The following is a 25,726-nucleotide window of genomic DNA, read 5'->3' on the forward strand; positions in this document are numbered from 1 at the left end:
GGGCGGACTTGGCCTGCACTGAGCCCGATAGGCCAACGGACCCACAAGGGCAAAAAAAAGCCGGCTGCCTTTGCGGGCGGCCGGCTTGAACGGGGTAGTTTCTTCTAGCGCTTCTTCATTCTAAGGGTCCAAGCTTACTTGGAAACCACGCGCACCATTTCCAGGCACTTGTTCGAGTAACCCCATTCGTTGTCGTACCAGCTCACGACTTTCACGAAGGTGCCATCCAGGGCGATGCCGGCGTCGGCATCAAAGATCGACGTGCGCGTGTCGCCACGGAAGTCAGTGGCCACGACTTTGTCTTCGGTGTAGCCCAGCACGCCCTTCAGGGCGCCTTCGGACTGCGCCTTCATCTCTGCCTTGATTTCTTCGTAGGTCGCTGCGTTCTCCAGCTCCACGGTCAGGTCGACCACCGATACGTCAGAGGTAGGCACGCGGAAGGACATGCCGGTCAGCTTCTTGTTCAGCGCGGGAATCACCACACCCACCGCCTTGGCAGCGCCTGTGCTGGAGGGGATGATGTTTTCCAGGATGCCACGGCCGCCGCGCCAGTCCTTGTTCGAGGGGCCGTCTACCGTCTTTTGCGTGGCAGTGGCAGCGTGCACCGTGGTCATCAGGCCGCGCTTGATGCCCCATTTGTCGTTGAGCACCTTGGCCACGGGGGCCAGGCAGTTGGTGGTGCACGATGCGTTGGAGATGATGGCCTGGCCCGCGTAGGTGGTGTGGTTCACACCGAACACGAACATGGGGGTGTCGTCCTTGGAGGGGGCCGACAGGATGACCTTCTTGGCGCCCGCGTCGATGTGCTTTTGCGCGGTGACCTTGTCCAGGAACAGGCCGGTCGATTCGATCACGACGTCAGCGCCCACTTCGTTCCACTTCAGGTTGGACGGGTCGCGCTCTTGCGTCAGGCGGATCTTCTTGCCGTTGACGACCAGGGTGTTGCCTTCCACCGAAACTTCGCCCTTGAAGCGGCCGTGCACCGAGTCGTACTGAAGCATGTACGCCAGGTACTCGGGTTCCAGCAGGTCGTTGATGCCAACGACCTCGATGTCGCTGAAGTTCTGGAGGGCCGAGCGCAGCACGTTGCGTCCGATGCGGCCGAAACCGTTGATACCAATCTTGATCGTCATAGGGTGCCTCTTCAAAGTTGCAAAGTCGAAATCAGAAATCTGCCGCCGCGCGCCCGCTGGCAGCGGGGCACAGCGGGCAGGAGACGTTTTAGCGAGCCTTCTTGGCGGGCTTCAGACGTGCCGCGCCGATGGCCACCAGCACTGCGTCCGCCACGTTCTCTTCGGTGAAGCCGAAGTGCTTGAACAGCACCGGCGCGGGGGCCGATTCACCGTAGGTGTCGATGCCCACGACGGCGGCACAGCCGTATTTCCACCAGCCGTCGGTCACGCCCATTTCTACCGCCACGCGCGGGATTCCAGCGGGCAGCACGCTGCTCTTGTACTTGGCATCTTCGCGGTCAAAGGTGGTGGTGCTGGGCATGGAGACCACGCGCACGCCGATCTTCTTGTCGGCCAGCAGGCGCTGGGCTTTCAGGGCCAGTTGCACTTCCGAGCCGGTGGCAATGATCACGGCCACGGCCTTCTTCTTGATGCCCACATCGGCGGGCTCGCTCAGCACGTAGGCGCCGCGCGAGATATCGCCCAGGTCGCGCTTGGGCGCGTAGGGCAGGTTTTGGCGCGACAGGGCCAGCACGGTGGGCTTGTCGCGGTTGGACAGCGCCACGCTCCAAGCCACGGCGGTTTCGGCCGTGTCACCGGGGCGCCACACGTCCAGGTTGGGAATCAGGCGCAGGCTGGCCACGTGTTCGATGGACTGGTGGGTCGGGCCGTCTTCGCCCAGGCCGATCGAGTCGTGGGTGAACACGTGGATCACGCGCTGCTTCATCAGCGCGGCCATGCGGATGGCGTTGCGGCTGTAGTCGCTGAAGGTCAGGAAGGTGCCGCCGTAGGGGATGAAACCGCCGTGCAGCGCAATGCCGTTCATGATGGCGGCCATGCCGAATTCACGCACGCCATAGTTGATGTGGCGGCCGCCGATCTTCTGGCCTTCGGCCGCTTCGGTCTTGACCACGCGGCCCTGCATGTCAAAGCGCAGGTTGGGGGTGCTCTTGGTATTGGTCAGGTTGGAGCCGGTCAGGTCGGCGCTGCCACCCAGCATTTCGGGCAGGGCGGCGGTGAACGCTTCCAATGCCAGCTGGCTGGCCTTGCGGCTGGCCACGGTCTCGCCCTTGGTGTGGGCTGCCACCACGGTGTCCACCGCCACTTGCGCGAAGTTGGCAGGCAGGTTGCCTTCCATGCGGCGCGTGAGTTCGGCCGCCAGTTCCGGGTAGGCCTGGCTATAGGCCGCAAAGCGCTCGTTCCATACCGACTCGAAAGCCTGGCCGTTGGCCTTGGCATCCCAGTCTGCGTACACGTCGTCGGGGATCACGAAAGGTTCGCTGGTCCAGCCCAGGGCTTCGCGGGTCAAGGTGATTTCTTCGGCGCCCAGAGGCTCGCCGTGCGCCTTGGCCGTGTTGGCGCGGTTCGGGCTGCCCTTGCCGATGTGTGTTTTGCACACGATGACGGTGGGGCGCTCGGTCTGCTTCTTGGCTTCTTCGATGGCGGCATCGACCTTGTCGGCGTCATGGCCGTCGATGGGGCCAATCACGTTCCAGCCGCTGGCCACAAAACGCAGAGGGGTGTTGTCGGCAAACCAGGGGGCGACCTGGCCGTCGATGCTGATGCCGTTGTCGTCGTACAAAGCGATCAGTTTGTTGAGCTTCCAGGCGCCGGCCAACGAGATGGCCTCCTGGCTGATGCCTTCCATGAGACAGCCGTCGCCGAAGAAGGCGTAGGTGTGGTGGTCCACCACGGCGTGGCCTTCGCGGTTGAATTCGCTGGCGAGCAGCTTTTCAGCCAATGCAAAGCCCACGGCGTTGGTGATGCCCTGGCCCAGTGGGCCGGTGGTGGTTTCTACACCCGGGGTCACGCCCACTTCGGGGTGGCCGGCGGTCTTGCTGTGCAGTTGGCGAAAGTTCTTGAGTTCGCCAATGGGCAGGTCGTAGCCCGTGAGGTGCAGCAGCGCGTATAGCAGCATCGAGCCGTGGCCATTGGAGAGCACAAAGCGGTCGCGGTCAAACCACTGGGGATTGGCCGGGTTGTGCCTGAGGTGGCGCGCCCACAGGCCCACGGCCATGTCGGCCATGCCCATCGGGGCGCCGGGGTGGCCGGAGTTGGCTTGTTGAACGGCGTCCATGGCCAATGCGCGGATCGCATTTGCCATCTGTTGGGATTGCTGGGTGTTGGCCATGGGGGATGGGTTCAGGGTGGGGAGTTCAGGGGAAACCCGGCATTTTACCGGGGCGGCTTTCATTCGCCTGAATTGGTGCGCTGCGGGCCATGGTCACTGCCGCAATGCACTACAGTGCGGGCCATGCAAGGACTGCATCTCACCGCTGATCTTCATGGCTGCCGCTGCGCGCCCGCGTGGCTGCTGGACGCCACCGCCCTGGGCCGCGCCTGTACCGATGCAGTGCATGCCGCCGGGTTGCAGCCCGTGGGGCAGTTGTTTCACGAGTTCCCTGCCACGGTGCACGGCCCTGGTGGAGTGACAGCTACTGTTTTGCTAGCGGAATCGCACCTGTGCGTGCACACCTGGCCTGAGCAGCGCGCGGTCACGCTCGACGTGTATGTCTGCAATTTTGGCGCCGACCATTCGGGCAAGGCGCGTGCGCTGATGGACGCGCTGCTGGCGCTGTTCGACCCCACCACGGTGGAGCGCCACGCGCTGCAGCGGGGCGCTGTGAACGAGGTGGCCGCATGAGTGCTGGCGCACTTTCCCCTCACCAGGTTCCCGCGCTTTTGCTGGCCGCAGGCCGTGGCGAGCGCATGCGCCCGCTGACCGACACCACCCCCAAGCCCCTGCTGCAGGTGCAGGGCCAGCCACTGCTGCAGTGGCACCTGGCGGCGCTGCAGGAGGCGGGTGTGGAACAGGCGGTGATCAACACCGCGTGGCTGGGGGCGCAGATCAGTGACCACTTTTCAAGTGTTTTTGGCCTCCAGCGTTTGATGGATAAGCGCAAGCAGCTATCAATTTCATACTCACACGAAGGTGTGGACTTTGGCGGCGCATTGGAAACCGCCGGCGGCATCGCGCGCGCGCTGCCCCAGTTGGGCCCGGTGTTCTGGCTGGCAGCGGGTGATGTGTTTGCGCCCGACTTCGTTTTTGACAGCGCCGCTGTGACGGCCTTTGAAGCCAGCGACCATCTGGCCCACCTGTGGCTGGTGCCCAACCCTTCCCACAACCCGCGCGGCGACTTTGGCCTGTCGACCAACGGGCTGGCGCTGAACCTGCCCCCGGGCGACCCCGCGCCGCGCTACACCTACAGCACCATCGCCCTCCTGCGCGCCGAGCTGTTTGCGGCGCCGTGGTGCGATATTGCCCACGGCAATCCCGATGGCATCAAAGCCCCGCTGGCGCCACTGCTTCGCCGTGCAATGGACAATGGCCGCGTCAGTGCGCAGCTCTATACCGGCCGCTGGACCGACGTGGGCACGCCCGAACGGCTGGCCGAACTCAACTCCCTTTCCTTCGACGCGCCATGAACACCACCGTGCCAGCCTCTGTTTACGCCCAGCGCCGCGCGCACCTGGCTGCCCAGTTGGGCCCTGGGGGCATCGCCATCATCCCCACCGCGCTGGAGCGTCCGCGCAATCGGGACAGCGACTTCCTGTTCCGCCACGACAGCTATTTTTATTACCTGACAGGCTTCGCCGAGCCGGGCGCCTGCCTGGTGCTGGCCCACGACGGCCGCAGCACGCTGTTTTGTCAGCCCAAGGACCTGGAGCGCGAGATCTGGGATGGCTATCGCCTGGGCCCGGCCGCCGCGCCCGCCGCCTTGGGGGTGGATGCCGCGCAGTCGATGGCCGAGCTGGATAGCAAGCTGCCGCGCCTGCTGGAAAACACGGCCTGCGTCTGGTACCCGTTTGCCACGCACAGCGGTCTGGCCGCCCGCGTGGAGGGCTGGCTCAATGTGGTGCGGGGGCGTGTGCGCTATGGCGCCATCTGCCCTGCCGAGCAAAACGACCTGTGCACGTTGCTTGACGAGATGCGCCTGTTCAAGGACGCCCACGAGCAGGACATCATGCGGCGCGCTAGCGCCATCAGCGCGCAAGCCCATATCCGCGCCATGCAGCGCTCGGCCCGCCTGTTGCGCGCAGGCGAAGACGTGCGTGAATACCACCTCGACGCCGAGCTGCTGCACGCGTTCCGCGACGCGGGCTCGCAGTACCCGGCCTATAGCTCCATCGTGGCGGCGGGGGCCAATGCCTGCGTGCTGCACTATCGTGCCGATGCGGCGCCCGTGCGCGATGGTGAGCTGGTGCTGATCGACGCGGGTTGCGAGCTGGACAGCTACGCCAGCGACATCACGCGCACCTTCCCCGCCAACGGAAAGTTCACGGGCCCACAGCGTGCGCTGTACGACCTGGTGCTGGCCAGCCAGGATGCGGCCGTGGCAGCCACCAAGGCCGGAGCGCGTTTCAACGACCCGCACGACGCCACCGTGGCCGTGCTCGCGCAGGGCATGCTGGACCTGGGCCTGCTTGACAAGAACAAGGTGGGCACTGCACAGGACGTGATCGACAAACGTGCCTACTTCCAGTTCTACATGCACCGCACCAGCCACTGGCTGGGCATGGACGTGCACGACTGCGGCAGCTACGTGGAGCCTGGCGAAGTCGGCCAGGTGAGCGAGCGCAAGGACCCGCTTTCGGGCGAGACCATCACCAACCGCCCCAGCCGCGTGCTGCGACCCGGCATGGTGCTGACCATCGAGCCCGGCATCTATGTGCGTCCCGCCGAGGGCGTGCCCGAGCAGTTCCACCACATCGGCATCCGCATTGAAGACGATGCCATCGTCACGGACGCGGGCTGTGAACTCATCACGCGCGGTGTGCCAGTGAAGGCCGACGAGATCGAAGCGCTGATGCGCGCCTGAACGCGGGTAAATCCATGGCCGTGGACGACGCTGTAAGGGTGAGTTCGGCGGATGCCCCGGGGCAACCCGCGAAATGGCGACTCGGCGGTGTGCTGTGGCTGCTGGGCATGCCCGGCGTGGTGGCCGTGGTGTGGGCGCTGCTCCCACCCCTGAGGGCCAACGAGGCCCTGCTGCCGCTGCCGCTCTGGGCGGTGGTGCTGGTCAGCGGGTTGCAAACAGCCGTGTTGTTGGCGCTGGCTGTGGCGGTGGGGGTGTGGCTGGCGCCCCGCGTGGGCCTGCGAGCCCCCGCTGTGTCTTCCTGGCTGGCTGGCAGGCCCATCGGCCCCGCGCTGCGTGCCCAGTCCCTGCCCGGCGTGTGGGGCGGCGTGGTGGGTGCCTTATGGCTGTGGGGGCTGTCGCAGGTAGTGCCCAAGGCGCTGCAACCTTCGGACCCGGCCAGCGCCATGCCGCTGGTGGTCAAGCTGTTGTACGGAGGCATCACAGAGGAGCTGCTGGTGCGTTGGGGCGTGATGACCCTGTTGTTGTGGCTGGGCTGGCGCGTGGTGCAGCGCGGGCAGGGCCCGCCGGGAAAGGCGCTGGTGGCTGTGGCGGTGCTGTTCAGCGCCCTGTTGTTTGCGCTGGGGCATCTGCCTGCAGCGCAGTCGCTGGCCGGGGTGTTGACGGCGCCGGTGGTGGTGTTTGTGTTGGTGGGTAACACCGCGTTCGGCCTGGTGGCGGGCGGGCTCTATGCGCGCCACGGGCTGGAGGCTGCGATCTTGGCCCATGTGCTCGCGCATGGGCTGGCTTACCCACTGCTTTGACCGACGCGCTCGCTGCAGAGGCTCCTCGGATGCAGGTCACAACCACGGGGTAACTCGCATGTAACCGCTTCGTGTGAGAATTGAAACTCGATTACATACCAACGACCGAGAGAAAGAGACATGTCCATGCCTACCCGCCGCGCCACCAAGATTGTTGCCACCCTCGGCCCCGCATCCAGTGACCCGGCGATGCTGGAGGCCATGATTCGCGCGGGCGTGAATGTGGTGCGGCTGAACTTCAGCCATGGCAAGGCGCAGGACCACATTGACCGCGCCACCGCAGTGCGTGCTGCCGCCCAGCGCGCCGGCCGCGAAGTGGCCATCATGGCCGACCTGCAGGGCCCCAAGATCCGCGTGGGCAAGTTTGCCGAGGGCAAGGTACAGCTGGAGTCGGGTGCCAAATTTGTGCTCGATGCGTCGCGCACCGAACTGGGCGATATCGATGGCGTGGGGCTGGACTACAAGGAACTGCCGCGTGACGTGAAAGCGGGCGACCTGCTGCTGCTCAACGATGGACTGATCGTGCTCACGGTGGATGCGGTGCGCGGCGAAGAGGTGCTTACCACCGTCAAGGTGGGCGGCGAGCTGTCCAACAACAAGGGCATCAACAAGAAGGGCGGCGGTCTCACGGCACCGGCCCTCACGGCCAAGGACATGGAAGACATCCGTACGGCCATGAGCTTTCAGGCCGACTATGTGGCGGTGAGCTTTCCCAAGAACGCCACCGACATGGAAATGGCGCGCCAGCTGTGCAACGTGGCTGCTTCTGAGTACCGGCACAAGCCGGGTCTGATCGCCAAGATCGAGCGGGCCGAGGCCATTCCGCACCTGGAAGCCATCCTGCGTGTGAGCGACGGCATCATGGTGGCGCGGGGCGACCTGGCCGTAGAGGTCGGCAATGCGGCCGTGCCCGCGCTGCAAAAGAAGATGATCCGCATGGCGCGCGAGCTGGACAAGGTCGTCATCACTGCCACGCAAATGATGGAGAGCATGATCACCAACCCGGTGCCCACGCGCGCTGAGGTGAGCGACGTGGCCAATGCCGTGCTGGACGGCACCGACGCAGTGATGCTGAGTGCCGAGACGGCCGCAGGCCGCTACCCGCTCGAAACCGTGGAAGAAATGGCCACCATCTGCGCTGCGGCCGAGGCCGCAGAAGACCACCAGCTCGACGCAGACTTCACCGGCCAGACCTTTGGCCGCATTGACCAGTCCATCGCCATGGGTGCGCTGTTCACGGCCCACCACCTGGGCGCCAAGGCGATCGTGGCCATGACGGACAGCGGTGCCACGGCGCTCTGGATGAGCCGCCACAGCATTCGCATCCCCATCTACGCACTCACCCCCAAGGTGACCACCCAGCGCAAGATGGCCATGTACCGCAATGTGCGCCCCCTGCTCATGGACACCAGTGCTGACCGCGACACTGCGCTGGACCAGGCCGAACGCCACCTCAAGAGCCGCAACATCGTGCAAAAGGGCGATGTCTACGCCATCACCTGTGGCGAGCCCATGGGAGCGCCTGGCGGGACCAATATGCTGAAAATCTGCGTCGCCAGCTGAGCCACCGTGGCGCGGAACTCAGCGCGTGGATGGCCCATGCGCTGAGCGTACCGGCGAGCATGCCCGCCAACACGTCGGATGGGAAATGGACCCCCAGGCACACCCGGCTCCAGGCGATGGCGAAGGCCGCGGCCCATCCCAGGCGCGCGAGACCGCGTGTGGTTCGCGAGGCCTGCAGGCTGGCCGCCAGCGCAAAGGCACCAGCCGCGTGCATGCTGGGAAACCCCGCCCGCGCAGCGTGTTCTACCCACTGAATGCCTATTCCGAGTTGGGCAGGGCGTGGCGCTGCAATGGCATACCTCAGCAATTGAACACCGACCCACGCCAACGCCATTGACACCAGGGCCAGGGTGAGTTCCCGCCGCTGCGTGGGGCTACCGACAACCAGACAACCCGCCAGCACACCGCCCATGGCAATGGGCAACTGTTGCGAGATCCACCGCGCTGCCGTCACCACCGAGGGCAGCGTGAATGCATCCGCATTGATGGCGTGAAACAGGGCGATATCAAGTGGAAGCATGGGGCGCCTCTGCCGGGGGGCTGGTGTTGGCAAATGCCGGGAAGCGGGGCCGCAATGCGGTGGCTGCCAGATCGCACAGCCAGCCGGTCGTCCAGCACAGCCAGCCGGTCCACAGCGTGTGGCTCATGAAGTGGGCGCCCCGCACCTGCTGCGCGCCTCCCAGCACCAATCCGGCCAGCAGTGAGCCCACCAGCCACCAGCGTGCAGCCGTAGGCGCCTTGTGGCGCAGTGCAAAGTAGCCGCCGAGGAAGGCAAAGCCCGCCGAGGCGTGGCCCGCCGGGAAGCAACGCCCGCTGCCGCCGTCCAGCACCCCGAGCGCCCAATGCGGCACATGGCGCGCCACCCCGCCGAATTGCGCCAGGTCCCAGGGGCAGCTGGTGGCGCTGAGGTTCTTGGTGATGCTGACCACGGCCAGTGCCAGCAGTGCGCTCACGGCCATCTGCAACCGCTCGCTGGCGTCCAGCCGCCGTAGCACGCCCTTGGGCCACCACACGCTCAGGGTCAGCAGCAGCACCAGCAGCCAGCCCAGGCGGCGTGCCCCTTCATGGAGTACCTGGACGAAAAACCACTGATCCCGCATTGGAAAACCGTTCGTGGAGCCAAAAGGTTGGGCAAACGCCAGGTCTTGCCCTCCTGCATCCCAGGCCACGACGCAGGCCAGCGCCCCGAGTGTCCAAAAAAGAGGGGCATGGCGGCGGTTGGGGCTTGGCTGGGGCGTGGCGGACGTGGGCAACATGGGCCGAACCATAGGGCGCGGGACTTAACTCCGTCTTAATGAGCCCACACGCAGTGCGTGGCGCTGCGACAATGGCCCGATGCGAATACTCGTGGTCGAAGACGATGCGGGCATTGCCAGTGGCCTGCGCACCAATCTGCAGCAGCGTGGCTATGCGGTGGATGTCAGTGAGGGCGTGGCCGACGCCTGGAATGCGCTGCGTGCAGAGCGCTTTGACGCGGTGCTGCTGGACCTGGGCCTGGTGGACGGAGACGGCAGCGAACTGCTGCGCCGGTTGCGCCTGAGCCCGCCCGCCAGTGCGGCAATGCCCACCGCGCTGCCCGACCCCGCCACCCCCGTGCTCATCGTCACGGCCAGGGACCAGGTGCACCAGCGCATTGCCGGCCTTGATCTGGGGGCCGACGACTATCTGGCCAAGCCGTTTGACGTGGATGAACTCGATGCCCGGTTGCGTGCGCTGCTGCGGCGTGCGGCAGGCCGCGCGTCGCCCACCATCCGCCATGCTGATATCGAGCTGGATCCTGCTGCGCGCACGGTGCGCCAGCAAGGTCGGCCGGTCGAGATGTCGCCCCGGGAGTTTTCAGTGCTGCTGGTGCTGCTGGAAGCCCGGGGCCGTGTCCTGTCGCGCCAGCAGATCGAAGAACGGCTTTACAGCTGGGATGCGGCCATCGAGAGCAACGCGGTAGAGGTCCATATCCACCACCTGCGTCGCAAGCTGGGCAGCGCGTGCATACAGACCATGCGGGGTGTGGGCTACTTCATGCCGCAGGAGATTCCTGGATGAGCGTTCCCGCGCGGGCCCGCCGCCCCTCGCTCATGCGGCAACTGCTGCTGTGGTCCCTGGGCGCCTTGGCGCTGGTCTGGGGCAGTTTCGTGTTCATTGGCTATCAGACGGGCGTTCATGAGGCCGACGAACTGACCGATGGGCACTTGGCCAGCGTGGCGGCGTTGCTGCTCAACCTGCGCGCCACCGAGGCCATGGAGGGCTCGCAGATCACGCAGCGGGCCCCAACGCCTTGGCTCAAATCCCATGACTATCAGCAGTCCATCAGTGTGGTGCAGTGGGATGCGCAAGGGCAGCTTATCTCCCTCAGTGGCACGACACTGCCTCCGCAGTTTTCGGATGTCGAGGGTTTTGCCAATCTGACACTCGGGCCGGACAAGGTGGTCTGGCGCAGTTTTTCGCAGTGGGATGCCACGCGGGCCCGCCAAATTATGGTGATGCTGCAGTTGCGCGAGCGCGATGAACTGGCCCGGGACATTGCCGAACAGATGATTGAGCCAGGCCTGTGGCTGCTGCCCGTTGTCTCGCTGGCCCTGGGGTTGGCACTCTGGCGCGGGTTGCGGCCGTTGTATGCACTGTCTGCCGATGTCGCGGCACTGGACCCCACCAGCACACAGCGCCTGGCCTCCCGCCACGCATGGAGTGAATTTGAGTCCGTGGTGGCATCGATCAATACGCTGCTCGATCGCCAGCAGACCGCGATGGTGCGCGAGCGCCGGCTGGCCAACGAAGTTGCCCATGAATTGCGTACGCCCTTGTCGTCGATTGCTTTGCAGGCCAGCGCCCTCGCTGGCGAGCTGGATGAAGACGCCAAGGCCAATGCGCTAGCGCGCATTGGCCAGGACGCGCTCAGGGCCGGCCATGTGCTGAACCAGTTGCTGGCGCTGGCGCGGGCCAGCCGTGCCGAGTTGCATGAGGCCAAAGCGTCGGTAGATCTGTCTGCCCTGGCCCGCTCGGTATGTGCCGACTATGCGCAGACTGCGTGGCAGCGCAGTGACGATATTGCGGTGCAGGCGCCGCCGGTGTTGATGGTTCAAGGCCACGCCGTGTTGCTCGACATCGCCGTGCGCAATCTCGTGGAAAACGCGCTCAAACACACCCCGGACGGGACCCAGATTGCGGTGCAGCTGGGGGAGTCCGGGCGCGGTGGAGGCTGGTTGCAAGTGTGTGATGACGGCGCCCGCAGCGTCGGCGGTGGTCCCGGCGGCCCAGTGCGCAACCCTGCGGACAGTCTGCATCTGGGGCACGAAATTTTGCGCCGTGTGGCTGATATCCATGGCGGGCACTTTGGCGCAGCACCGGCGCCGACACCCTTTACCACCTGCTACCGGTTGGATTTGCCCCAACCCGTGGGGGTGGCCCCCGGTTAAAATTGTGGGTTACCAAGCGGTTACCACCGCCACGCCTGGCCCACAGCGCCTTCCTCAACCCTGAACGGACCCCACGACCATGCCCCTCGTTTCGATGCGCGAACTGCTTGACCATGCCGCTGCCCACAGCTACGGCATCCCTGCCTTCAACGTCAACAATCTGGAGCAGGTCCAGGCTGTGATGGCGGCCGCTGACGAAGTGGGTGCACCTGTGATCCTGCAGGCCAGTGCTGGTGCGCGCAAATACGCGGGTGAGCCATTCATCAAGCACCTGATCCAGGCCGCTGTCGAAGCCTTCCCCCACATCCCTCTGGTGATGCACCAAGACCACGGTACGTCGCCCAAGATCTGCTCGGGCGCCATCGACTTGGGCTTCGGCTCGGTGATGATGGATGGCTCGCTGATGGAAGACGGTAAGACGCCTTCATCGTTCGACTACAACGTGGAAGTCACCCGCAAGGTCGTCGATATGGCGCACAAGGTGGGCGTGACGGTCGAGGGCGAACTCGGTTGCCTGGGCAACCTGGAAACCGGTGAAGCCGGCGAGGAAGATGGCGTTGGCGCCGAAGGCAAGCTGGACCACAGCCAGATGCTGACCGACCCAGAGGAAGCCGCCGTGTTCGTCAAGGCCACGCAGCTCGACGCCCTGGCCATTGCCATCGGCACCAGCCACGGCGCCTACAAGTTCAGCCGCAAGCCCACGGGCGACATCCTGGCCATCTCGCGTGTGAAGGAAATCCACCGGCGCATTCCCAATACCCACCTGGTGATGCACGGCTCCTCGTCGGTGCCGGCCGAGCTGCTGGCCATCATCAACCAGTACGGCGGCAAGATGAAGGAAACCTACGGCGTGCCCGTCGAAGAGATCCAGGAAGCCATCAAGCATGGCGTGCGCAAGATCAACATCGACACCGACATCCGTCTGGCCATGACCGGCGCGGTGCGCAAGTTCCTGTTTGAAAACCCTGAAAAGTTTGATGCCCGCGAGTGGCTGAAGCCTGCGCGCGAAGCTGCCAAGCAGGTGTGCAAGCAGCGCTACCTGGAGTTCGGCTGCGAAGGCCAGGGCGCCAAGATCAAGGGCCATAGCTTGCAGGTCGTGGCAGCCCAGTACGCGTCGGGCGCCCTGGCGCAAGTGGTGAACTGATCTCTGGCACCGGGCCTGTTGGGCCCCCTGCACAGCCTGGCCGCGCTTTGCTGCCAGGCTTTTTTTTGGCCCGAGTGTGGTGGCGGCTGGAGAGCTCTCCCTACATCGGACAAAGGCGACAGCGATAAGAATTTCTTCATGTAAGCTCGCGGTCAGCTTGCCAGAAGCAGGCGCCGTGCGAAGCGTCCGATACCAGGTCGCCTTCAAAAATACCAAACCGGTTGTACTGAGCGTGTCGATGTGCCCCACAGGGCTTCGACAAGCCCGGCCCCAATGCCGTGGGATGATTGAATGCGAATCCGTATGAACCTTTCTCTATGACTCTGATAATTTCGAAGTTCCGGTGTCTGCTGCCATGTGCCATGGCGGTGATGATGGTGGCGGCGTGCGCGCCTCTGACGGCTCCGCCGCACGCCGAATATCCGGTGGGCCGCGCGCGTCTGGTCCTGCCGCCGGGGGCGTGGCAAGACTTGGGTGCCTCCGATGAGACTGTGTCTGGTTCCGGCAGTCGCATGCCTGTGCAAACCCGCGCAGTGGGGTTGCGTGGCGAACGGGGCGGCTGGCTGGCCGTGTTGCGTGTGCAGACCAATCGCAATGGCGACTTGAGTGGGTCTCCCCAAGGGGCCGGCTACTGCCCGTCCCAACGGGATGTCACCGTCGAGGATGCCGCAGCGGGCAGCCCCGTGCGTGCGGACTGCCTGCGCCTCAAGAACTGGGGGAGCAGCGCTCAGTGGCTCGAAAAGAACCGGCCAGACCTCGTGCAATGGCTGGGTACCCGCCAGATTGCCCTCAACCAGCCGTATTCGTACCTGAGCTATCGCTATGCCACCGAATCCGGCGCTTGGGTCGAGGTGGATGCGCTGGTGGACCAGCGGTTGCTGCGTCCCAAAACGCGCAACAACGAAGAATTTCTGGTCGCAGGGCGGCCTGCGCTGCAATGGGGGCATGACATGGCCCAGGCGGTGCGTCTGAGTGTCGGCATGATGGACGGCTACCTGGCCATTCCGCCGTTCCCTTTCGCTGCGCCCTCCCCTTAGCGCACCCAAGTCCCCTGTCCGGCGGCCTTGCATAAAGATTACGACACTTCGAGGAGACCTCTCATGCAGACAAGCCCAGTCCCGCAACCGCAGCGCATTGGCGTGCCCAGGGAAATTTTCCCGGGCGAGAAGCGCGTAGCCACCGTGCCCGATGTGGTGGAAAAGCTGATCAAGCTGGGCTTTTCGGTGGCTGTGGAGTCGGGGGCCGGGGATGCTGCAAATTTCAGCGATGACGCCTACCGTAGCGCCGGCGCGGAGGTGATCGGCGATGCTGCTGCGCTGTGGGCCGCCTCCGACATCGTGCTCAAGGTGCGTCCGCCCAGCGGCGACGAAGTGGCGCTGATGCGTGAGGGTTCGACACTCATCGATTTCATCTGGCCCGCCCAGAACCCTGATTTGATGCAGCAACTCGCCAGCAGGAAAGCCACGGTGTTGGCCATTGACTGCCTGCCGCGCACGCTGTCGCGTGCCCAGAAGATGGACGCGCTGACCTCCACCGCCGGGGTGAGCGGCTATCGTGCGGTCATCGAGGCCGCCAATGCCTTTGGCCGCTTCTTCAACGGCCAGATCACGGCAGCGGGCAAGGTGCCGCCCGCCAAGGTGTTCATCGCGGGTGCGGGTGTGGCCGGCCTCGCAGCCATCGGTACGGCAGCCAATCTGGGTGCCATCGTGCGGGCCAACGATACGCGCGCCGAGGTGGCCGACCAGGTCAAGTCGCTGGGCGGTGAGTTCGTCAAAGTGGACTACGAGGAAGAAGGCTCTGGCGGTGGCGGCTACGCCAAGGTCATGAGCGAGGGCTTCCAGGCCGCGCAGCGCAAGATGTACGCCGAGCAGGCCAAGGATGTCGACATCATCATCACCACCGCGCTGATACCGGGCAAACCTGCGCCCAAGCTCATCACGGCCGAGATGGTACAGAGCATGAAGCCCGGCAGCGTGATCGTGGACATGGCCGCCGAGCAGGGGGGCAACTGCGAGCTGACTGTGCCCGGCCAGGCCGTGGTGCGCCATGGCGTGACCATCGTCGGCTACACCGACCTGGCCTCGCGCCTGGCCAGGCAGTCGTCCACGTTGTACGCCACCAACCTGCTGCGCCTGACGGAAGAGCTGTGCAAGGCCAAGGATGGCGTCGCAGTGGTCAATATGGAGGACGACGCGATCCGTGGGCTCACCGTGGTCAAGGACGGCGCGATCACCTGGCCTGCCCCGCCGCTCAAGCAAGCTGCTGCGCCGGCGCCCAAGGCAGCGGCGGCTCCCGTGGCGGTAAAAAAATCCAGCCATGGTCCGGGTGCACCCATGTCCGCCAAGACGTTGACCATCGTGTTTGCCGTGCTGGCCGTGTTGTTCTGGGCCATTGGCTCCTATGCGCCCGTGGCCTTCCTGGGGCACTTCACGGTGTTTGTACTGGCCTGCTTCATTGGCTACATGGTGGTGTGGAACGTCACGCCCGCGCTGCACACGCCACTGATGAGTGTGACCAATGCCATCTCCAGCATCATCGCCATCGGCGCGCTCGTGCAGATCGCACCGCCCGACGCGAGCCTCAATGGGCGCCCGGCAGGGCTGATCCTCTGGCTGGCTTTTGCTGCCACCGTGCTCACTGCCATCAACATGTTCGGCGGCTTTGCCGTCACCCGCCGCATGCTCGCCATGTTCCGCAAATAAATAACGACAAGAACAACGAGGAGCACAGAACATGTCCCAAAGTCTCGCCACCGTCGCCTATCTCGGTGCGGCCATTCTTTTCATTCTGAGCCTGGGCGGGCTCTCTAACCCGGAAACCTCGCGCCGTGGCAACCTGTTCGGCATGGTCGGTATGGCGCTGGCCGTGCTGGCCACCGTGTTTGGCCCGCGCGTCAGTCCCTCGGGCATGGCCTGGATCGTCGGCGCGCTGGTGATCGGTGGCGGCATCGGCCTGTATGCCGCCAAGGTCGTCAAGATGACCCAGATGCCCGAGCTGGTCGCGCTCATGCACAGCCTGGTGGGCCTGGCGGCCTGCCTGGTGGGTTTTGCCAGTTACGTCGATACGTCGATTCAACTGCAGGGCGCGGAGAAGATCATCCACGAGGTGGAGATCTACATCGGCATCCTGATCGGCGCCGTCACCTTCTCGGGGTCGCTCATCGCCTTCGGCAAGCTCAACGGCAAGATCGGTGGCAAGCCGCTGTTGCTGCCCGGCCGCCACTGGCTCAACCTGGCGGGTCTGCTGATCGTGATCTGGTTCGGTCGTGAGTTCCTGCGTGCGGAAACCATTGAACAGGGCATGCTGCCGCTGGCCGTGATGACGGTGATTGCCCTGCTTTTCGGCATCCATATGGTGATGGCCATCGGTGGTGCGGACATGCCGGTGGTGGTGTCCATGCTCAACAGCTATTCGGGCTGGGCGGCAGCGGCTACGGGCTTCATGCTCTCCAACGACCTGCTCATCGTGACGGGCGCACTGGTGGGCTCGTCGGGCGCCATCCTGTCTTACATCATGTGCAACGCCATGAATCGCAACTTCATCAGCGTGATCGCGGGCGGCTTCGGCTCCGGGGCGGGTACGCCTGCCAAGAAGGGCGAGGCTACCGAGCCGCAAGGCGAGGCGGTGCCCGTTGGCCCTGCCGAGACGGCCGAGCTGCTGCGCGAGGCCAAGAGCGTCATCATCGTGCCCGGCTACGGCATGGCCGTGGCCCAGGCCCAGCACACCGTGTACGAGATCACCAAGACCCTGCGCGACAAGGGCGTGGATGTGCGCTTTGCCATTCACCCGGTGGCGGGCCGCATGCCCGGCCACATGAATGTGCTGCTGGCTGAGGCCAAGGTGCCCTACGACATCGTGATGGAGATGGACGAGATCAACGAGGACTTCCCCAAGACGGATGTGGCGATGGTCATTGGCGCCAACGACATCGTGAACCCCAGCGCCCTGGACGATCCGTCCAGCCCCATCGCGGGCATGCCGGTGCTGGAAGTGTGGAACGCCAAGACCTCGATCGTGATGAAGCGCTCCATGGCCTCAGGCTATGCAGGGGTCGACAACCCGCTGTTTTACAAAGACAACAACCGCATGCTGTTCGGCGACGCCAAAAAAATGCTGGACGAAGTGCTCGCCGTGCTCAAGGGCTGAGGGGCATAATTCCCCCAAAAGAAAAGCACGAGCGTGCTGAAAAACGCTGGCGCGGTTTTCATGGCCGTAAAAGAATTGACTAGGAGACAAACAAAATGACCGACCGCCCGTGGCTGGCTGCCTACCCGCAAGGGGTTCCTGCCGACATCGACGCTAACCAGTACGCCTCCCTTGTCGCACTGATGGACGAGGCTTTCAAGAAGTACGCCGACCGCATTGCCTACAGCTTCATGGGCAAGGACGTGACCTACGCCCAGACCGACTCGCTCTCCAGCGCGTTCGCGGCTTATCTGCAGAGCCTGGGCCTGGTCAAGGGCGACCGCGTGGCCATCATGATGCCCAATGTGCCGCAATACCCCGTCACCGTGGCCGCCGTGCTGCGCGCGGGCTTCGTGGTGGTCAATGTGAACCCGCTGTACACACCACGCGAGCTGGAGCATCAGCTCAAGGACTCCGGCGCCAAGGCCATCGTCATCATCGAGAACTTTGCCACCACCCTGGAGCAGTGCATCGCGCACACGCCGGTCAAACATGTTGTGCTGTGCTCCATGGGCGACCAGCTGGGCCTGCTCAAGGGCACGCTGGTCAACTACGTGGTGCGCAACGTCAAGAAGATGGTGCCTGCCTACAACCTGCCCAGTGCCGTGCGTTTCAACAACGCCGTGGCCCAGGGCACGCGTGGCACGCTCAAGAAGCCCGACATCAAGCCTGACGACATTGCGCTCTTGCAGTACACCGGCGGCACCACGGGCGTGAGCAAGGGGGCCGTGCTGCTTCACCGCAACATCATTGCCAACGTGCTGCAGTCCGAGGCCTGGAACAACCCTGTGATGAAGAAGGTGCCAGCGGGCGAGCAGCCCACCAGCATCTGTGCGCTGCCGCTGTACCACATCTTCGCGTTCACGGTGAACATGATGCTGAGCATGCGCACCGGCGGCAAGACCATCCTGATCCCCAATCCGCGCGACCTTCCTGCGGTGCTCAAGGAGTTGTCCAAGCACACGTTCCATAGCTTCCCGGCTGTCAACACCTTGTTCAACGGTCTGGCCAATCATCCCGATTTCAACACCGTCAACTGGAAGAACCTCAAGGTCTCCGTGGGCGGTGGCATGGCCGTGCAGGGCGCGGTGGCCAAGCTCTGGCTCGAAAAGACGGGCTGCCCCATCTGCGAAGGGTATGGACTGTCGGAAACCAGCCCCTCGGCCAGTTGTAACCCCGTGACGGCCACTGAGTACACCGGCACCATCGGCGTGCCGATTCCGGGCACGTGCATGAAGCTGCTCGACGATGACGGCCATGAGGTCACCACCCTCGGCCAGCCTGGCGAGATCGCCATCAAGGGACCGCAGGTGATGGCGGGCTACTGGCAGCGCCCCGACGAAACCGCCAAGGTCATGACCGACGACGGCTACTTCAAGTCGGGCGATATCGGCATCATGGACGAGCGCGGCTACTTCAAGATCGTGGACCGCAAGAAGGACATGGTGCTGGTCAGTGGCTTCAACGTGTATCCCAATGAGGTGGAGGAAGTCGTTGCCAACTGCCCTGGCGTGCTGGAATGCGCCGTGGTCGGCGTGCCCGATGAAAAGACCGGTGAGGCCGTCAAACTTGTCATCGTGAAGAAGGATCCCGCGCTGACGGAGGCTCAGGTCAAGGAGTACTGCCGCCACGAACTCACGGGCTACAAGCAGCCCCGTGTGATCGAGTTCCGCACTGAGCTGCCCAAGACGCCGGTGGGCAAGATTCTGCGGCGCGAGTTGCGCGACAAAAAATAGCCCCCATTCTCAAGACGCCTGCGCAGCAGGTCGGCGGGTGCGCCCCTGTGGCGCGCCACAATCCCCAGGCGGCTTCGGCCGCCTTTTTTGTGGCCACGCATCCAGATGCATGGCCACATGTCTGAATCTCTGAAAGTTGACGTGAGGACTTTTGCATGAGCACCGCCATCCTGAGTGCATTGACCGAGGAGCAAAGCTCGCTGGTTGAGCACCTTGCCCATCCGCAGCGCGTGATGCATGCGGGCCGCGCCTTCTGGCTGGGCGAACTGCACGACCAGCGGGTGGTATTGGCGCTGTCAGGCATCGGCAAGGTGGCAGCGGCCACCACGGCGACGGCGCTGATCGAACATTTCGGGGTGGCGCGCATCGTGTTCACCGGCGTGGCGGGGGGCCTGGGGGACGGCGTGAACGTGGGCGATGTGGTGGTGGCACAGGATTACGTACAGCACGATATGGATGCTTCGCCGTTGTTTCCGCGCTGGGAGCTGCCGGGGTATGCCCGCAGTCGCCTGGCGTGCGATCCTGTATTGACTGCTATGCTTTTGGAAGCTGTTAGCCATTGTGTATCGGGCGCAAGTGGCCCGTGGGGCCTGAAAACTGCGACCGGGGCGGCACACGTGGTGCACCAGGGTCTGGTGGCCAGCGGAGACCGCTTCGTCTCGACTGCGCACGAATCCCGACATCTGCGCACCGCTTTGTGCAGTGCCGGGCACGACGTACTGGCCGTGGAAATGGAAGGCGCCGCTGTGGCCCAGGTCTGCCACGACTACGGCCTGCCCTTCGCTGCTGTACGTACCATCTCCGACCGCGCCGACGACGAGGCCCATGGCGACTTCGCAGAGTTTGTGCAGACTGTGGCCAGCCGCTATGCCGAGCAGATCATGCTGTCGTTTGTGAAATTACTTCAAAAAACATAGCATTCTGCGCTTTTTACATGAGTGCTAGAGCCCTGTTTGGCTGAAAATTCGGTGAAAAATCCTCGCGCAGAAACACCCGGACACCGTTGACCGCACCGTGAAACGGGTGCGCCTGAGGCCAAGGGCTTCCCCGCTGCGCCAAAAGGGGCGCCTACTTGAGCCAGCCGCGCTTGCGGAAGTACCACATGGGTCCCAGAGCGCTGGTCACCATCAGGGCCAGCACATAGGGGTAGGCGCCTGTGCCAAGAAATTCCAGCTCGGGAAACTTCAGGTTCATGCCGTACACGCTGGCGATCAGCGTGGGCGGCAGCAACGCCACGCTGGCCACCGAGAAGATCTTGATGATCTTGTTCTGGTTGATGTTGATGAAACCGACCGTGGCATCCATCAAGAAGTTGATCTTGTCGAACAAAAAGGCTGTGTGGTTGTCCAGCGACTCGATGTCGCGCAGGATCTGGCGGGCCTCTTCAAACTGCTCCGAGTTGAGCATCTTGGAGCGCATCATGAAGCTCACGGCGCGGCGCGTGTCCATGACGTTGCGGCGGATGCGGCCGTTCAAGTCTTCCTGTCGCGCAATGGCGGCCAGCACTTCGCCGGCGCGGGTGTCGGTCACGTCGCCGGCCAGCACCTGCTTGCTGACCTTTTCCAGCTCGTCATAGATGTTCTCCAGCGTGTCGGCCGAATATTCGGCATCAGCGTCGAACAGCTTGAGCAGCACTTCCTTAGCGTCTTCGATGAGGCCCGGGGCGCGGCGCGCGCGCATGCGCAGCAGGCGGAATACGGGCACATCTTCATCGTGGATGGAAAACAGCACGCCCCGGCTTTTGAGGTTGGCGTTGTGCTGGTTCAGGATGAAGGCCACGCGCACCGAGCGAGGGTCTTCATCGTCGTCAATCAAGAAGTCGCTGCGGATGTGCAGTTCGCCGTTGTCTTCTTCGTAGAAGCGGGCGGATTCCTCAATGTCCTCGTCCATCGCATCCTCGGGGATGGACAGGCCATAGTGCTGCTTGATCCAGCGTTTTTCTTCGAGGGTGGGGGCTTCCAGGTCCACCCAGATGGGCTGGAAGCGGGTGAGTTCTTCCAGGGACTCGATTTCTTCCTGGAACAGCCGGCCATTGGCGAGCGTAAAGATGTTGAGCATGGGCTCACTCCCTGTGATGTGGCATCTGCGGCGTGGGGGTATGGGGTGCTTTCAGCCCCACGGCAGGCCGGGGAGCGGAAAGCTACCAACTCGGATAGGTTTCCAAGGAGCTGTCTCCGTCAAAAATAGATAAGCGGCGGATTATGGCACCGGGCGCCGTCAGGCGGCGCTGCGAACCAAGGCCAGTGCGCGGCACAGGTCTGCCCAGACGGCGGCCTTGGTGTCTTGCGAGCGCAGCAGAAAGGCGGGGTCGTAGGTCACTACGGCGGGGCAGCCTGCCAGTTGGTGCGGCCCAGCGCGCAGGCGGCCCAGCGGTTCGGTGCGGCCCAGGGCCGCGCGCGCGGCCACGTGGCCCAGCACCAGCACCATCGCGGGTCGCAGTGTGGCCACCGTGTCGGCCAAGGTGGTGGCGATGTCAGTGCCCGCTTCGCCTCCCCCGGGGCCTGGTCGCTCCAGGGCGGCAAGGAACACACGCGGATGCCGGTGTAGTTGCATGGCACGCAGCATGTTGTCCAACAGGCGCCCGGCATCGCCCCCCAGTGGATCGGCGGGGGTCAGGGATTCGGCCACGATCAACCAGCCACCGCCCAAGCCGGGGGGTGTCTGCGCCGGGTCGGCCGAGGGGTACAGCGCCTGGGCGGGATAGATCCTGAGGGCGGCCGTGGCCAGGCCTGCGGCGGGTTGGGTGGTGCTGGCGCCTGCGGGAGATGCCATGCGAGCCATCGCCTGGGGTGGGGTGTGCTCCTGTGGAGGAGGCCGCCCTGCCGGGGTGTGAGGTGTTGCCGGTATGGGCGCGGCAGCAACGCTGCGGGGTGGGGCCAGGGGTGCGGGGTCCTGTGCGACGGGGGCCTGGGTCTGCGCCGGGCCCCATACGGTGACGCCCATTTCCTGCAGCATGGCGCGCTGGCGCGCATCGAGGTGAAGACTCATACGGGCGAGCAATCGGTGGGTCGGTGGGATGGGGGTTGTGTGGTGTTCACAGGGCCAGGCTCATGACCACAGCGTCCTCGCGCTGCCCGTTTTCAGCCGGGTAGTAGCGCTTGCGATCGCCCACGCGGCGAAACCCATGGGTCAGGTAGATATCTTGGGCGCGCTGGTTGCTCACACGCACCTCCAGCCACAGCCATTGCGCGCCGCGTCCCCGCGACCACAGCGCCAGGGCATCAAGCAGCACGCGGGCCCAGCCCTGCCGCTGAAACTCGGGGGTGACGGTGATATTGAGCAGGTGTACTTCATCCACCCCCATCATCGCCACAAAGTAGCCGAGCAGATGATCACCCGCCATGAGTATTTGCGCCTGGTAGCCTGAGGCCAGGGCATCGGTGAAGTTGCCGCGTGTCCAGGGGTGCGAGTAGGCCTGTTGCTCCACAGCCAGCACGGCATCGAGCCGGCCGAGCGTGAGCGCTTCAAAGCGCGCCTCGGGGCGCGTGGCGGATGCCTCGGAAGAAGCGGTGGGCAAAGCGCTCATGCGGTATCTCTGAACAGGGTCTCAGGGCGTGGGCGTCGCCTGGGCAGCGCGCAGGGCGTCACGTTCGGCGGTGGTTTTTGCCACTTTATCGCGGATATAGCGCGGCAGGGCATCGCTGGCGGCAATGCCCTCTCCTGCGGCCAACAGGGCAGGCGCCAGACGCAGCATGGCTGTCGCGGTGGGCAGGGCGTGCACGTGCAAAGCGGCCGGTGCCAGGCGTTCCCCGTAGGCTGCGCGGGCATTGCCCGCCACAGTCCATCCGGCCGGCACCAGCACCGATTGTGGGGCGCTCAGGCCAAACTCTGCGTCGGCCGTCCACTGGCCTTCGGCCTCATGCCACTCGCAGTGGGCGTGGTAGACCTCGTCCATGCGAGCGTCCAGTACGGCCATCACCTGGGTGCATCCATGCTGCAGTCGGGCTTCCTCCGCTACGGCCAGCAAGGTGTCTACGGGCAGCACGGGAACGCCCTGGCCACCCCGCGCGCCAAAGGCCAGCCCCTGCGCCACGGCACAGGCCGTTCGCAGGCCTGTGAACGAGCCAGGCCCGCGTCCGAAGACGATCGCGTCCAGCGTGTCAAATGACAGGCCCGCTTGTTGCATCAGGTTGCGCACGGTCGGGATCAGTGAGGCCGAGGCTTGCGCTCCGCCGGGCCCCTGGTACTGCCAGACGCCCTGGCCGTGCTGTACCGCGATGAACAGGGTGTCGGTGCTGGTGTCGAAGGCAAGCAGATTCATGGGCCGGGTGTTGTCGCGGAAATAAAGGGTCATGGGACGGTACGGCCCGGGGCCTGCTGCGCAGCCACAGCTGTTGTCGCAGAACGGGCCCGGTTTGTGCGCAGCACGCCCAGAAGAATACCGGTGGTTACCAGCGACAGCCCGGCAACGAGGTTCCAGTGCATCGGTTCTCCCAGGAAAAACACGGCACCCATGGCGGATAGCCCGGGCACCAGTGCTGTGATCATGGTGGAGCGTACCGGGCCGAAGTGCTGGATCATGCGCGTGAAGCTGATGCCCGAGATCACCACCGAGCCGCCCCCCTGGAACACCATCTGGAAGACGATCTCGGTCCATGGCGCCACCGACAGGCGGCTGGAAATAGCCCCCAGCGCCACCAGCAGGGCGTAAGACGGCAGATATACCAAGCACGCAAAGGCCGTGACCGCGATGGTGGCCTGCACGGCATCCACCGCATGGCGCCGCGCCAGCACGCTGTAAGTGGCCCAGCACGAGGCGGCCAGCATGAACAACACGTCGCCCTTCCACACATCTCCGCCCGCAAAAGCGGCCATCAGGCTGCGCCCACCCACCAGCAGGTCACCTGCAACGATCAATGCCAGCCCTGCAGCACGCAGCGGGGTGATGTGGTCGCGCAACAGCCAGGCCGCCAGCAGAGCGGTCCACAGCGGCAAGCTGCCTGGCATGAGGACGGAGGCGTGGGTGGCCGGTGCATGAAAGAACCCCGCATAGGCCAGCAAGGCGTAGAGCAGCCCTCCAAAGGTGCCGAGCAGCGCCGTAGTGCGCAGAGGCAGTGGTGACAGGCCGGCGAGGCTGGAGGCTGGAGCCGCCGCGCCCAGCGCCGCCACACGCCGCCGCACCATCCACCATCCCCAAGGCAGCAGGACCAGGCTGGCTCCGGTGATGCGCAGCAGCGCGATGTCGAAGGGCGTGAGCGTGCGCTGGGCCGAGGCACGGGCGATGACGATGAAGCCCGTCCAGATGGTGACTGTCACGACAGCCGCCAGCAGGCCCATGGCACGAGGAGAAAAACGCATCGCGGGATTATCGGTGCCCCGCCTGTGTTGCGTTGCCCCATGGCCGTTGTGCAGCCGGTTGGCGGAGGCTCGGCGATAGACTCCCGCCATGGTGTGTTCTGTATCTTTGGTGCGGCGGCTTCGGGTTTTGCGCACGGCCTTGGGCTGTGCCGTGTGGGTGGGCGCGAGCGGAGGGGCATTTGGAGCGGTGGCTTCCGCCCAGAGCCCTGCTGCAGCCACTGGGTCTGCCACAGTGGCCCTGCCCGCCGACGTGGAGGCGGCGCTGGGGCGGGCCCGTATCCCCCGCGATGCCCTGTCGGTGCTGGTGGTGGATGCCCAGAGCGGCCGCGCTACGCCCCGCCTGGCCCACCGCGCCCAGGTCCCCGTGAACCCCGCGTCGGTCATGAAGTTGGTGACCACTTATGCCGCACTGGAGCAATTGGGGCCTGCCTATGTCTGGAACACACCGGTCTATCTCCAGGGCTCGGTGCAGGACGGCAGCCTGCGGGGCAATGTCTATATCCAGGGCCAAGGTGACCCCAAGCTGGTCATGGAGCGCTTGTGGCTTCTGATGCGGCGCCTTCAGGGCCAGGGTATTCAGGTCATCGTGGGTGACATCGTGCTCGACCGGTCTGCGTTCGACGTGCCGGACCACGATCCCGCGCGTTTTGATGGCGAGCCGCTGCGGCCGTACAACGCGTCGCCCGACGCCCTCCTCGTGAACTACAAGTCAGCGGTGATGACGTTTGTGCCCGACGGGGCCGCAGGCCTGGCTCGCATCCAGTACGACCCGCCCCTGGCAGGGGTGCAGCGCCAGGTCAGCGTTGCGCTGGCGGCGGCGGGTGCCGAGTGTGGCGACTGGCGTGGCGCGCTGCGGGCAGAGCTGGCCGACCCTGCCAAGGTGAGCTTTCAGGGGGTATACCCCGCGTCTTGTGGCGAGCGCGTGTGGCCCGTGGCGGCGACCGACCCGCGAGGCTTTGCCGCGCGCGCAGTGGAGGGCATGTGGCGAGAACTGGGCGGCAAACTCACGGGCAGCGTGCGTGATGGCAAGGTTCCAGCGGGTCTCAACCCCGCCTTCGTGGTCACTTCGCCCTCTCTGGCCGAAGTGGTGCGCGATGTCAATAAATACAGCAACAACGTGATGGCCCAGCAAGTGTTTCTGACGCTGGCGTTACAGAAGAACGGGGTGGCCACCTTCGATGGCGCGCGCGAGGCCTTGCGCCAGTGGTGGCTTGCGCGCATCGGTGATGCTGAGTTGCCCCAGGCCGACAACGGGGCGGGCCTGAGCCGCGATGCGCGCGTGACGGCACTGGCGCTGGCCCGCATGCTGCAGGTGGCCTGGGGGTCGCCCGTGATGCCCGAGTTGCTGGCTTCGCTGCCCATTTCGGGCGTGGATGGCACGCTGCGCCGTAGCCAGAGCCGTGCGGGTGTTGCCCACCTCAAAACGGGCAGTCTGCGCGATGTGATGGCGGTGGCAGGCTATGTGCACGGGGCCAGCGGACGCCGCTACGTGCTGGTGGCGGTGGTCAACCACGCCAACGCAGGTGCGGCACGACCGGTGCTCGACAGCCTGATCGACTGGACGGCACGCGACCAGTGAACAAGCGGTTCAACCCGGC

23 protein-coding genes are annotated in these 25,726 nt (G+C 64.8%); 14 read left to right on the top strand and 9 right to left on the bottom strand.

The window, feature by feature from the left end; all coding sequences use genetic code 11:
- Positions 1–134: 134 nt before the first annotated feature.
- Positions 135–1,133 carry a type I glyceraldehyde-3-phosphate dehydrogenase gene (gene gap, locus CLU85_RS01845; RefSeq protein WP_100408803.1) on the bottom strand — a complete coding sequence of 333 codons (999 nt, stop codon included), beginning with the start codon at positions 1,131–1,133 and terminating at the stop codon, positions 135–137.
- A gap of 88 nt (positions 1,134–1,221) precedes the next feature.
- Positions 1,222–3,303, bottom strand: a complete 2,082-nt coding sequence (gene tkt / locus CLU85_RS01850) for a transketolase (RefSeq protein WP_100408804.1) — start codon at positions 3,301–3,303, stop codon at positions 1,222–1,224.
- A gap of 123 nt (positions 3,304–3,426) precedes the next feature.
- Between tkt and CLU85_RS01855 the strand changes: the two genes are divergently transcribed.
- The 5 genes from CLU85_RS01855 to pyk all read left to right on the top strand — a co-directional run bounded on the left by CLU85_RS01855 (position 3,427) and on the right by pyk (position 8,355).
- On the top strand, positions 3,427–3,816 hold the full coding sequence (locus CLU85_RS01855) for an S-adenosylmethionine decarboxylase family protein (RefSeq protein WP_100408805.1): 390 nt from the start codon (positions 3,427–3,429) through the stop codon (positions 3,814–3,816).
- Positions 3,813–4,598, top strand: coding sequence for a nucleotidyltransferase family protein (locus CLU85_RS01860; RefSeq protein ID WP_100408806.1), 786 nt, complete (start codon positions 3,813–3,815; stop codon positions 4,596–4,598). Before CLU85_RS01855 ends, CLU85_RS01860 begins: the two co-directional genes overlap by 4 nt.
- Positions 4,595–5,992 carry an aminopeptidase P N-terminal domain-containing protein gene (locus tag CLU85_RS01865; RefSeq protein ID WP_100408807.1) on the top strand — a complete coding sequence of 466 codons (1,398 nt, stop codon included), beginning with the start codon at positions 4,595–4,597 and terminating at the stop codon, positions 5,990–5,992. The genes CLU85_RS01860 and CLU85_RS01865 overlap by 4 nt, the downstream gene beginning before the upstream one ends.
- A gap of 14 nt (positions 5,993–6,006) precedes the next feature.
- Positions 6,007–6,792, top strand: coding sequence for a CPBP family intramembrane glutamic endopeptidase (locus tag CLU85_RS01870; protein WP_100408808.1), 786 nt, complete (start codon positions 6,007–6,009; stop codon positions 6,790–6,792).
- Positions 6,793–6,918: 126 nt separating this feature from the next.
- On the top strand, positions 6,919–8,355 hold the full coding sequence (pyk, locus tag CLU85_RS01875; protein ID WP_100412321.1) for a pyruvate kinase: 1,437 nt from the start codon (positions 6,919–6,921) through the stop codon (positions 8,353–8,355).
- On the opposite strand, the gene CLU85_RS01880 is transcribed toward pyk, so the two are convergent.
- Positions 8,288–8,875, bottom strand: coding sequence for a phosphatase PAP2 family protein (locus CLU85_RS01880; RefSeq protein ID WP_100408809.1), 588 nt, complete (start codon positions 8,873–8,875; stop codon positions 8,288–8,290). The genes pyk and CLU85_RS01880 overlap by 68 nt on opposite strands.
- Positions 8,862–9,611 carry a phosphatase PAP2 family protein gene (locus CLU85_RS01885; RefSeq protein ID WP_100408810.1) on the bottom strand — a complete coding sequence of 250 codons (750 nt, stop codon included), beginning with the start codon at positions 9,609–9,611 and terminating at the stop codon, positions 8,862–8,864. Before CLU85_RS01885 ends, CLU85_RS01880 begins: the two co-directional genes overlap by 14 nt.
- Before the next feature lie 79 nt (positions 9,612–9,690).
- Here CLU85_RS01885 and CLU85_RS01890 point away from each other — a divergent pair, with 79 nt between their 5' ends.
- The 8 genes from CLU85_RS01890 to CLU85_RS01925 all read left to right on the top strand — a co-directional run bounded on the left by CLU85_RS01890 (position 9,691) and on the right by CLU85_RS01925 (position 19,747).
- Positions 9,691–10,395, top strand: coding sequence for a response regulator transcription factor (locus tag CLU85_RS01890; RefSeq protein ID WP_100408811.1), 705 nt, complete (start codon positions 9,691–9,693; stop codon positions 10,393–10,395).
- Complete coding sequence (locus CLU85_RS01895; RefSeq protein WP_100408812.1) at positions 10,392–11,765, top strand: histidine kinase dimerization/phospho-acceptor domain-containing protein; 1,374 nt, start codon at positions 10,392–10,394, stop codon at positions 11,763–11,765. The genes CLU85_RS01890 and CLU85_RS01895 overlap by 4 nt, the downstream gene beginning before the upstream one ends.
- Before the next feature lie 79 nt (positions 11,766–11,844).
- Positions 11,845–12,909 (top strand): class II fructose-bisphosphate aldolase, encoded by a 1,065-nt coding sequence (fba, locus tag CLU85_RS01900; protein ID WP_100408813.1) that lies wholly within the window; start codon positions 11,845–11,847, stop codon positions 12,907–12,909.
- A gap of 512 nt (positions 12,910–13,421) precedes the next feature.
- Positions 13,422–13,946, top strand: coding sequence for a hypothetical protein (locus CLU85_RS01905; RefSeq protein ID WP_232727698.1), 525 nt, complete (start codon positions 13,422–13,424; stop codon positions 13,944–13,946).
- A 63-nt stretch (positions 13,947–14,009) separates the two neighbouring features.
- Complete coding sequence (locus CLU85_RS01910; RefSeq protein ID WP_100408815.1) at positions 14,010–15,611, top strand: Re/Si-specific NAD(P)(+) transhydrogenase subunit alpha; 1,602 nt, start codon at positions 14,010–14,012, stop codon at positions 15,609–15,611.
- Between the two features lie 31 nt (positions 15,612–15,642).
- Positions 15,643–17,055 carry a Re/Si-specific NAD(P)(+) transhydrogenase subunit beta gene (gene pntB, locus CLU85_RS01915; protein WP_100408816.1) on the top strand — a complete coding sequence of 471 codons (1,413 nt, stop codon included), beginning with the start codon at positions 15,643–15,645 and terminating at the stop codon, positions 17,053–17,055.
- 95 nt (positions 17,056–17,150) lie between these two features.
- Entirely contained in the window at positions 17,151–18,830 is a 1,680-nt protein-coding gene (locus CLU85_RS01920; RefSeq protein ID WP_100408817.1) for a long-chain-fatty-acid--CoA ligase, read from the top strand.
- 155 nt (positions 18,831–18,985) lie between these two features.
- Positions 18,986–19,747 carry a 5'-methylthioadenosine/adenosylhomocysteine nucleosidase gene (locus CLU85_RS01925; RefSeq protein WP_100408818.1) on the top strand — a complete coding sequence of 254 codons (762 nt, stop codon included), beginning with the start codon at positions 18,986–18,988 and terminating at the stop codon, positions 19,745–19,747.
- 151 nt (positions 19,748–19,898) lie between these two features.
- Here CLU85_RS01925 and corA read toward each other — a convergent pair whose 3' ends face one another.
- The 5 genes from corA to CLU85_RS01950 all read right to left on the bottom strand — a co-directional run bounded on the left by corA (position 19,899) and on the right by CLU85_RS01950 (position 24,128).
- Entirely contained in the window at positions 19,899–20,888 is a 990-nt protein-coding gene (gene corA, locus CLU85_RS01930; RefSeq protein ID WP_100408819.1) for a magnesium/cobalt transporter CorA, read from the bottom strand.
- Between the two features lie 159 nt (positions 20,889–21,047).
- Positions 21,048–21,818: a uracil-DNA glycosylase family protein gene (locus CLU85_RS01935; RefSeq protein ID WP_232727699.1), complete on the bottom strand. Its 771-nt coding sequence runs from the start codon at positions 21,816–21,818 to the stop codon at positions 21,048–21,050.
- Positions 21,819–21,864: 46 nt separating this feature from the next.
- The gene (rimI, locus tag CLU85_RS01940) at positions 21,865–22,356 is read right to left on the bottom strand and encodes a ribosomal protein S18-alanine N-acetyltransferase (protein ID WP_100408821.1); all 492 of its coding nucleotides are present in this window, start codon (positions 22,354–22,356) and stop codon (positions 21,865–21,867) included.
- 21 nt (positions 22,357–22,377) lie between these two features.
- A complete protein-coding gene (gene tsaB / locus CLU85_RS01945; RefSeq protein WP_100412322.1) occupies positions 22,378–23,091 on the bottom strand; it encodes a tRNA (adenosine(37)-N6)-threonylcarbamoyltransferase complex dimerization subunit type 1 TsaB in 714 nt (237 codons plus the stop codon).
- A gap of 29 nt (positions 23,092–23,120) precedes the next feature.
- Positions 23,121–24,128 (bottom strand): DMT family transporter, encoded by a 1,008-nt coding sequence (locus tag CLU85_RS01950; protein ID WP_100408822.1) that lies wholly within the window; start codon positions 24,126–24,128, stop codon positions 23,121–23,123.
- Between the two features lie 88 nt (positions 24,129–24,216).
- Between CLU85_RS01950 and dacB the strand changes: the two genes are divergently transcribed.
- Complete coding sequence (gene dacB / locus CLU85_RS01955) at positions 24,217–25,707, top strand: D-alanyl-D-alanine carboxypeptidase/D-alanyl-D-alanine-endopeptidase (RefSeq protein ID WP_198509126.1); 1,491 nt, start codon at positions 24,217–24,219, stop codon at positions 25,705–25,707.
- The last annotated feature ends 19 nt before the right edge of the window (positions 25,708–25,726 follow it).

It is taken from the genome of Acidovorax sp. 69 (assembly GCF_002797445.1).
Lineage (GTDB): Bacteria > Pseudomonadota > Gammaproteobacteria > Burkholderiales > Burkholderiaceae_C > Acidovorax.

Bases quoted from the DNA above. Each gene is read 5' to 3' on its own strand.
- gap (WP_100408803.1), bottom strand. From the start codon at position 1,133: ATGACGATCAAGATTGGTATCAACGGTTTCGGCCGCATCGGACGCAAC.
- tkt (WP_100408804.1), bottom strand. From the start codon at position 3,303: ATGGCCAACACCCAGCAATCCCAACAGATGGCAAATGCGATCCGCGCA.
- CLU85_RS01855 (WP_100408805.1), top strand. From the start codon at position 3,427: ATGCAAGGACTGCATCTCACCGCTGATCTTCATGGCTGCCGCTGCGCG.
- CLU85_RS01860 (WP_100408806.1), top strand. From the start codon at position 3,813: ATGAGTGCTGGCGCACTTTCCCCTCACCAGGTTCCCGCGCTTTTGCTG.
- CLU85_RS01865 (WP_100408807.1), top strand. From the start codon at position 4,595: ATGAACACCACCGTGCCAGCCTCTGTTTACGCCCAGCGCCGCGCGCAC.
- CLU85_RS01870 (WP_100408808.1), top strand. From the start codon at position 6,007: ATGGCCGTGGACGACGCTGTAAGGGTGAGTTCGGCGGATGCCCCGGGG.
- pyk (WP_100412321.1), top strand. From the start codon at position 6,919: ATGCCTACCCGCCGCGCCACCAAGATTGTTGCCACCCTCGGCCCCGCA.
- CLU85_RS01880 (WP_100408809.1), bottom strand. From the start codon at position 8,875: ATGCTTCCACTTGATATCGCCCTGTTTCACGCCATCAATGCGGATGCA.
- CLU85_RS01885 (WP_100408810.1), bottom strand. From the start codon at position 9,611: ATGTTGCCCACGTCCGCCACGCCCCAGCCAAGCCCCAACCGCCGCCAT.
- CLU85_RS01890 (WP_100408811.1), top strand. From the start codon at position 9,691: ATGCGAATACTCGTGGTCGAAGACGATGCGGGCATTGCCAGTGGCCTG.
- CLU85_RS01895 (WP_100408812.1), top strand. From the start codon at position 10,392: ATGAGCGTTCCCGCGCGGGCCCGCCGCCCCTCGCTCATGCGGCAACTG.
- fba (WP_100408813.1), top strand. From the start codon at position 11,845: ATGCCCCTCGTTTCGATGCGCGAACTGCTTGACCATGCCGCTGCCCAC.
- CLU85_RS01905 (WP_232727698.1), top strand. From the start codon at position 13,422: ATGCCTGTGCAAACCCGCGCAGTGGGGTTGCGTGGCGAACGGGGCGGC.
- CLU85_RS01910 (WP_100408815.1), top strand. From the start codon at position 14,010: ATGCAGACAAGCCCAGTCCCGCAACCGCAGCGCATTGGCGTGCCCAGG.
- pntB (WP_100408816.1), top strand. From the start codon at position 15,643: ATGTCCCAAAGTCTCGCCACCGTCGCCTATCTCGGTGCGGCCATTCTT.
- CLU85_RS01920 (WP_100408817.1), top strand. From the start codon at position 17,151: ATGACCGACCGCCCGTGGCTGGCTGCCTACCCGCAAGGGGTTCCTGCC.
- CLU85_RS01925 (WP_100408818.1), top strand. From the start codon at position 18,986: ATGAGCACCGCCATCCTGAGTGCATTGACCGAGGAGCAAAGCTCGCTG.
- corA (WP_100408819.1), bottom strand. From the start codon at position 20,888: ATGCTCAACATCTTTACGCTCGCCAATGGCCGGCTGTTCCAGGAAGAA.
- CLU85_RS01935 (WP_232727699.1), bottom strand. From the start codon at position 21,818: ATGAGTCTTCACCTCGATGCGCGCCAGCGCGCCATGCTGCAGGAAATG.
- rimI (WP_100408821.1), bottom strand. From the start codon at position 22,356: ATGAGCGCTTTGCCCACCGCTTCTTCCGAGGCATCCGCCACGCGCCCC.
- tsaB (WP_100412322.1), bottom strand. From the start codon at position 23,091: ATGAATCTGCTTGCCTTCGACACCAGCACCGACACCCTGTTCATCGCG.
- CLU85_RS01950 (WP_100408822.1), bottom strand. From the start codon at position 24,128: ATGCGTTTTTCTCCTCGTGCCATGGGCCTGCTGGCGGCTGTCGTGACA.
- dacB (WP_198509126.1), top strand. From the start codon at position 24,217: ATGGTGTGTTCTGTATCTTTGGTGCGGCGGCTTCGGGTTTTGCGCACG.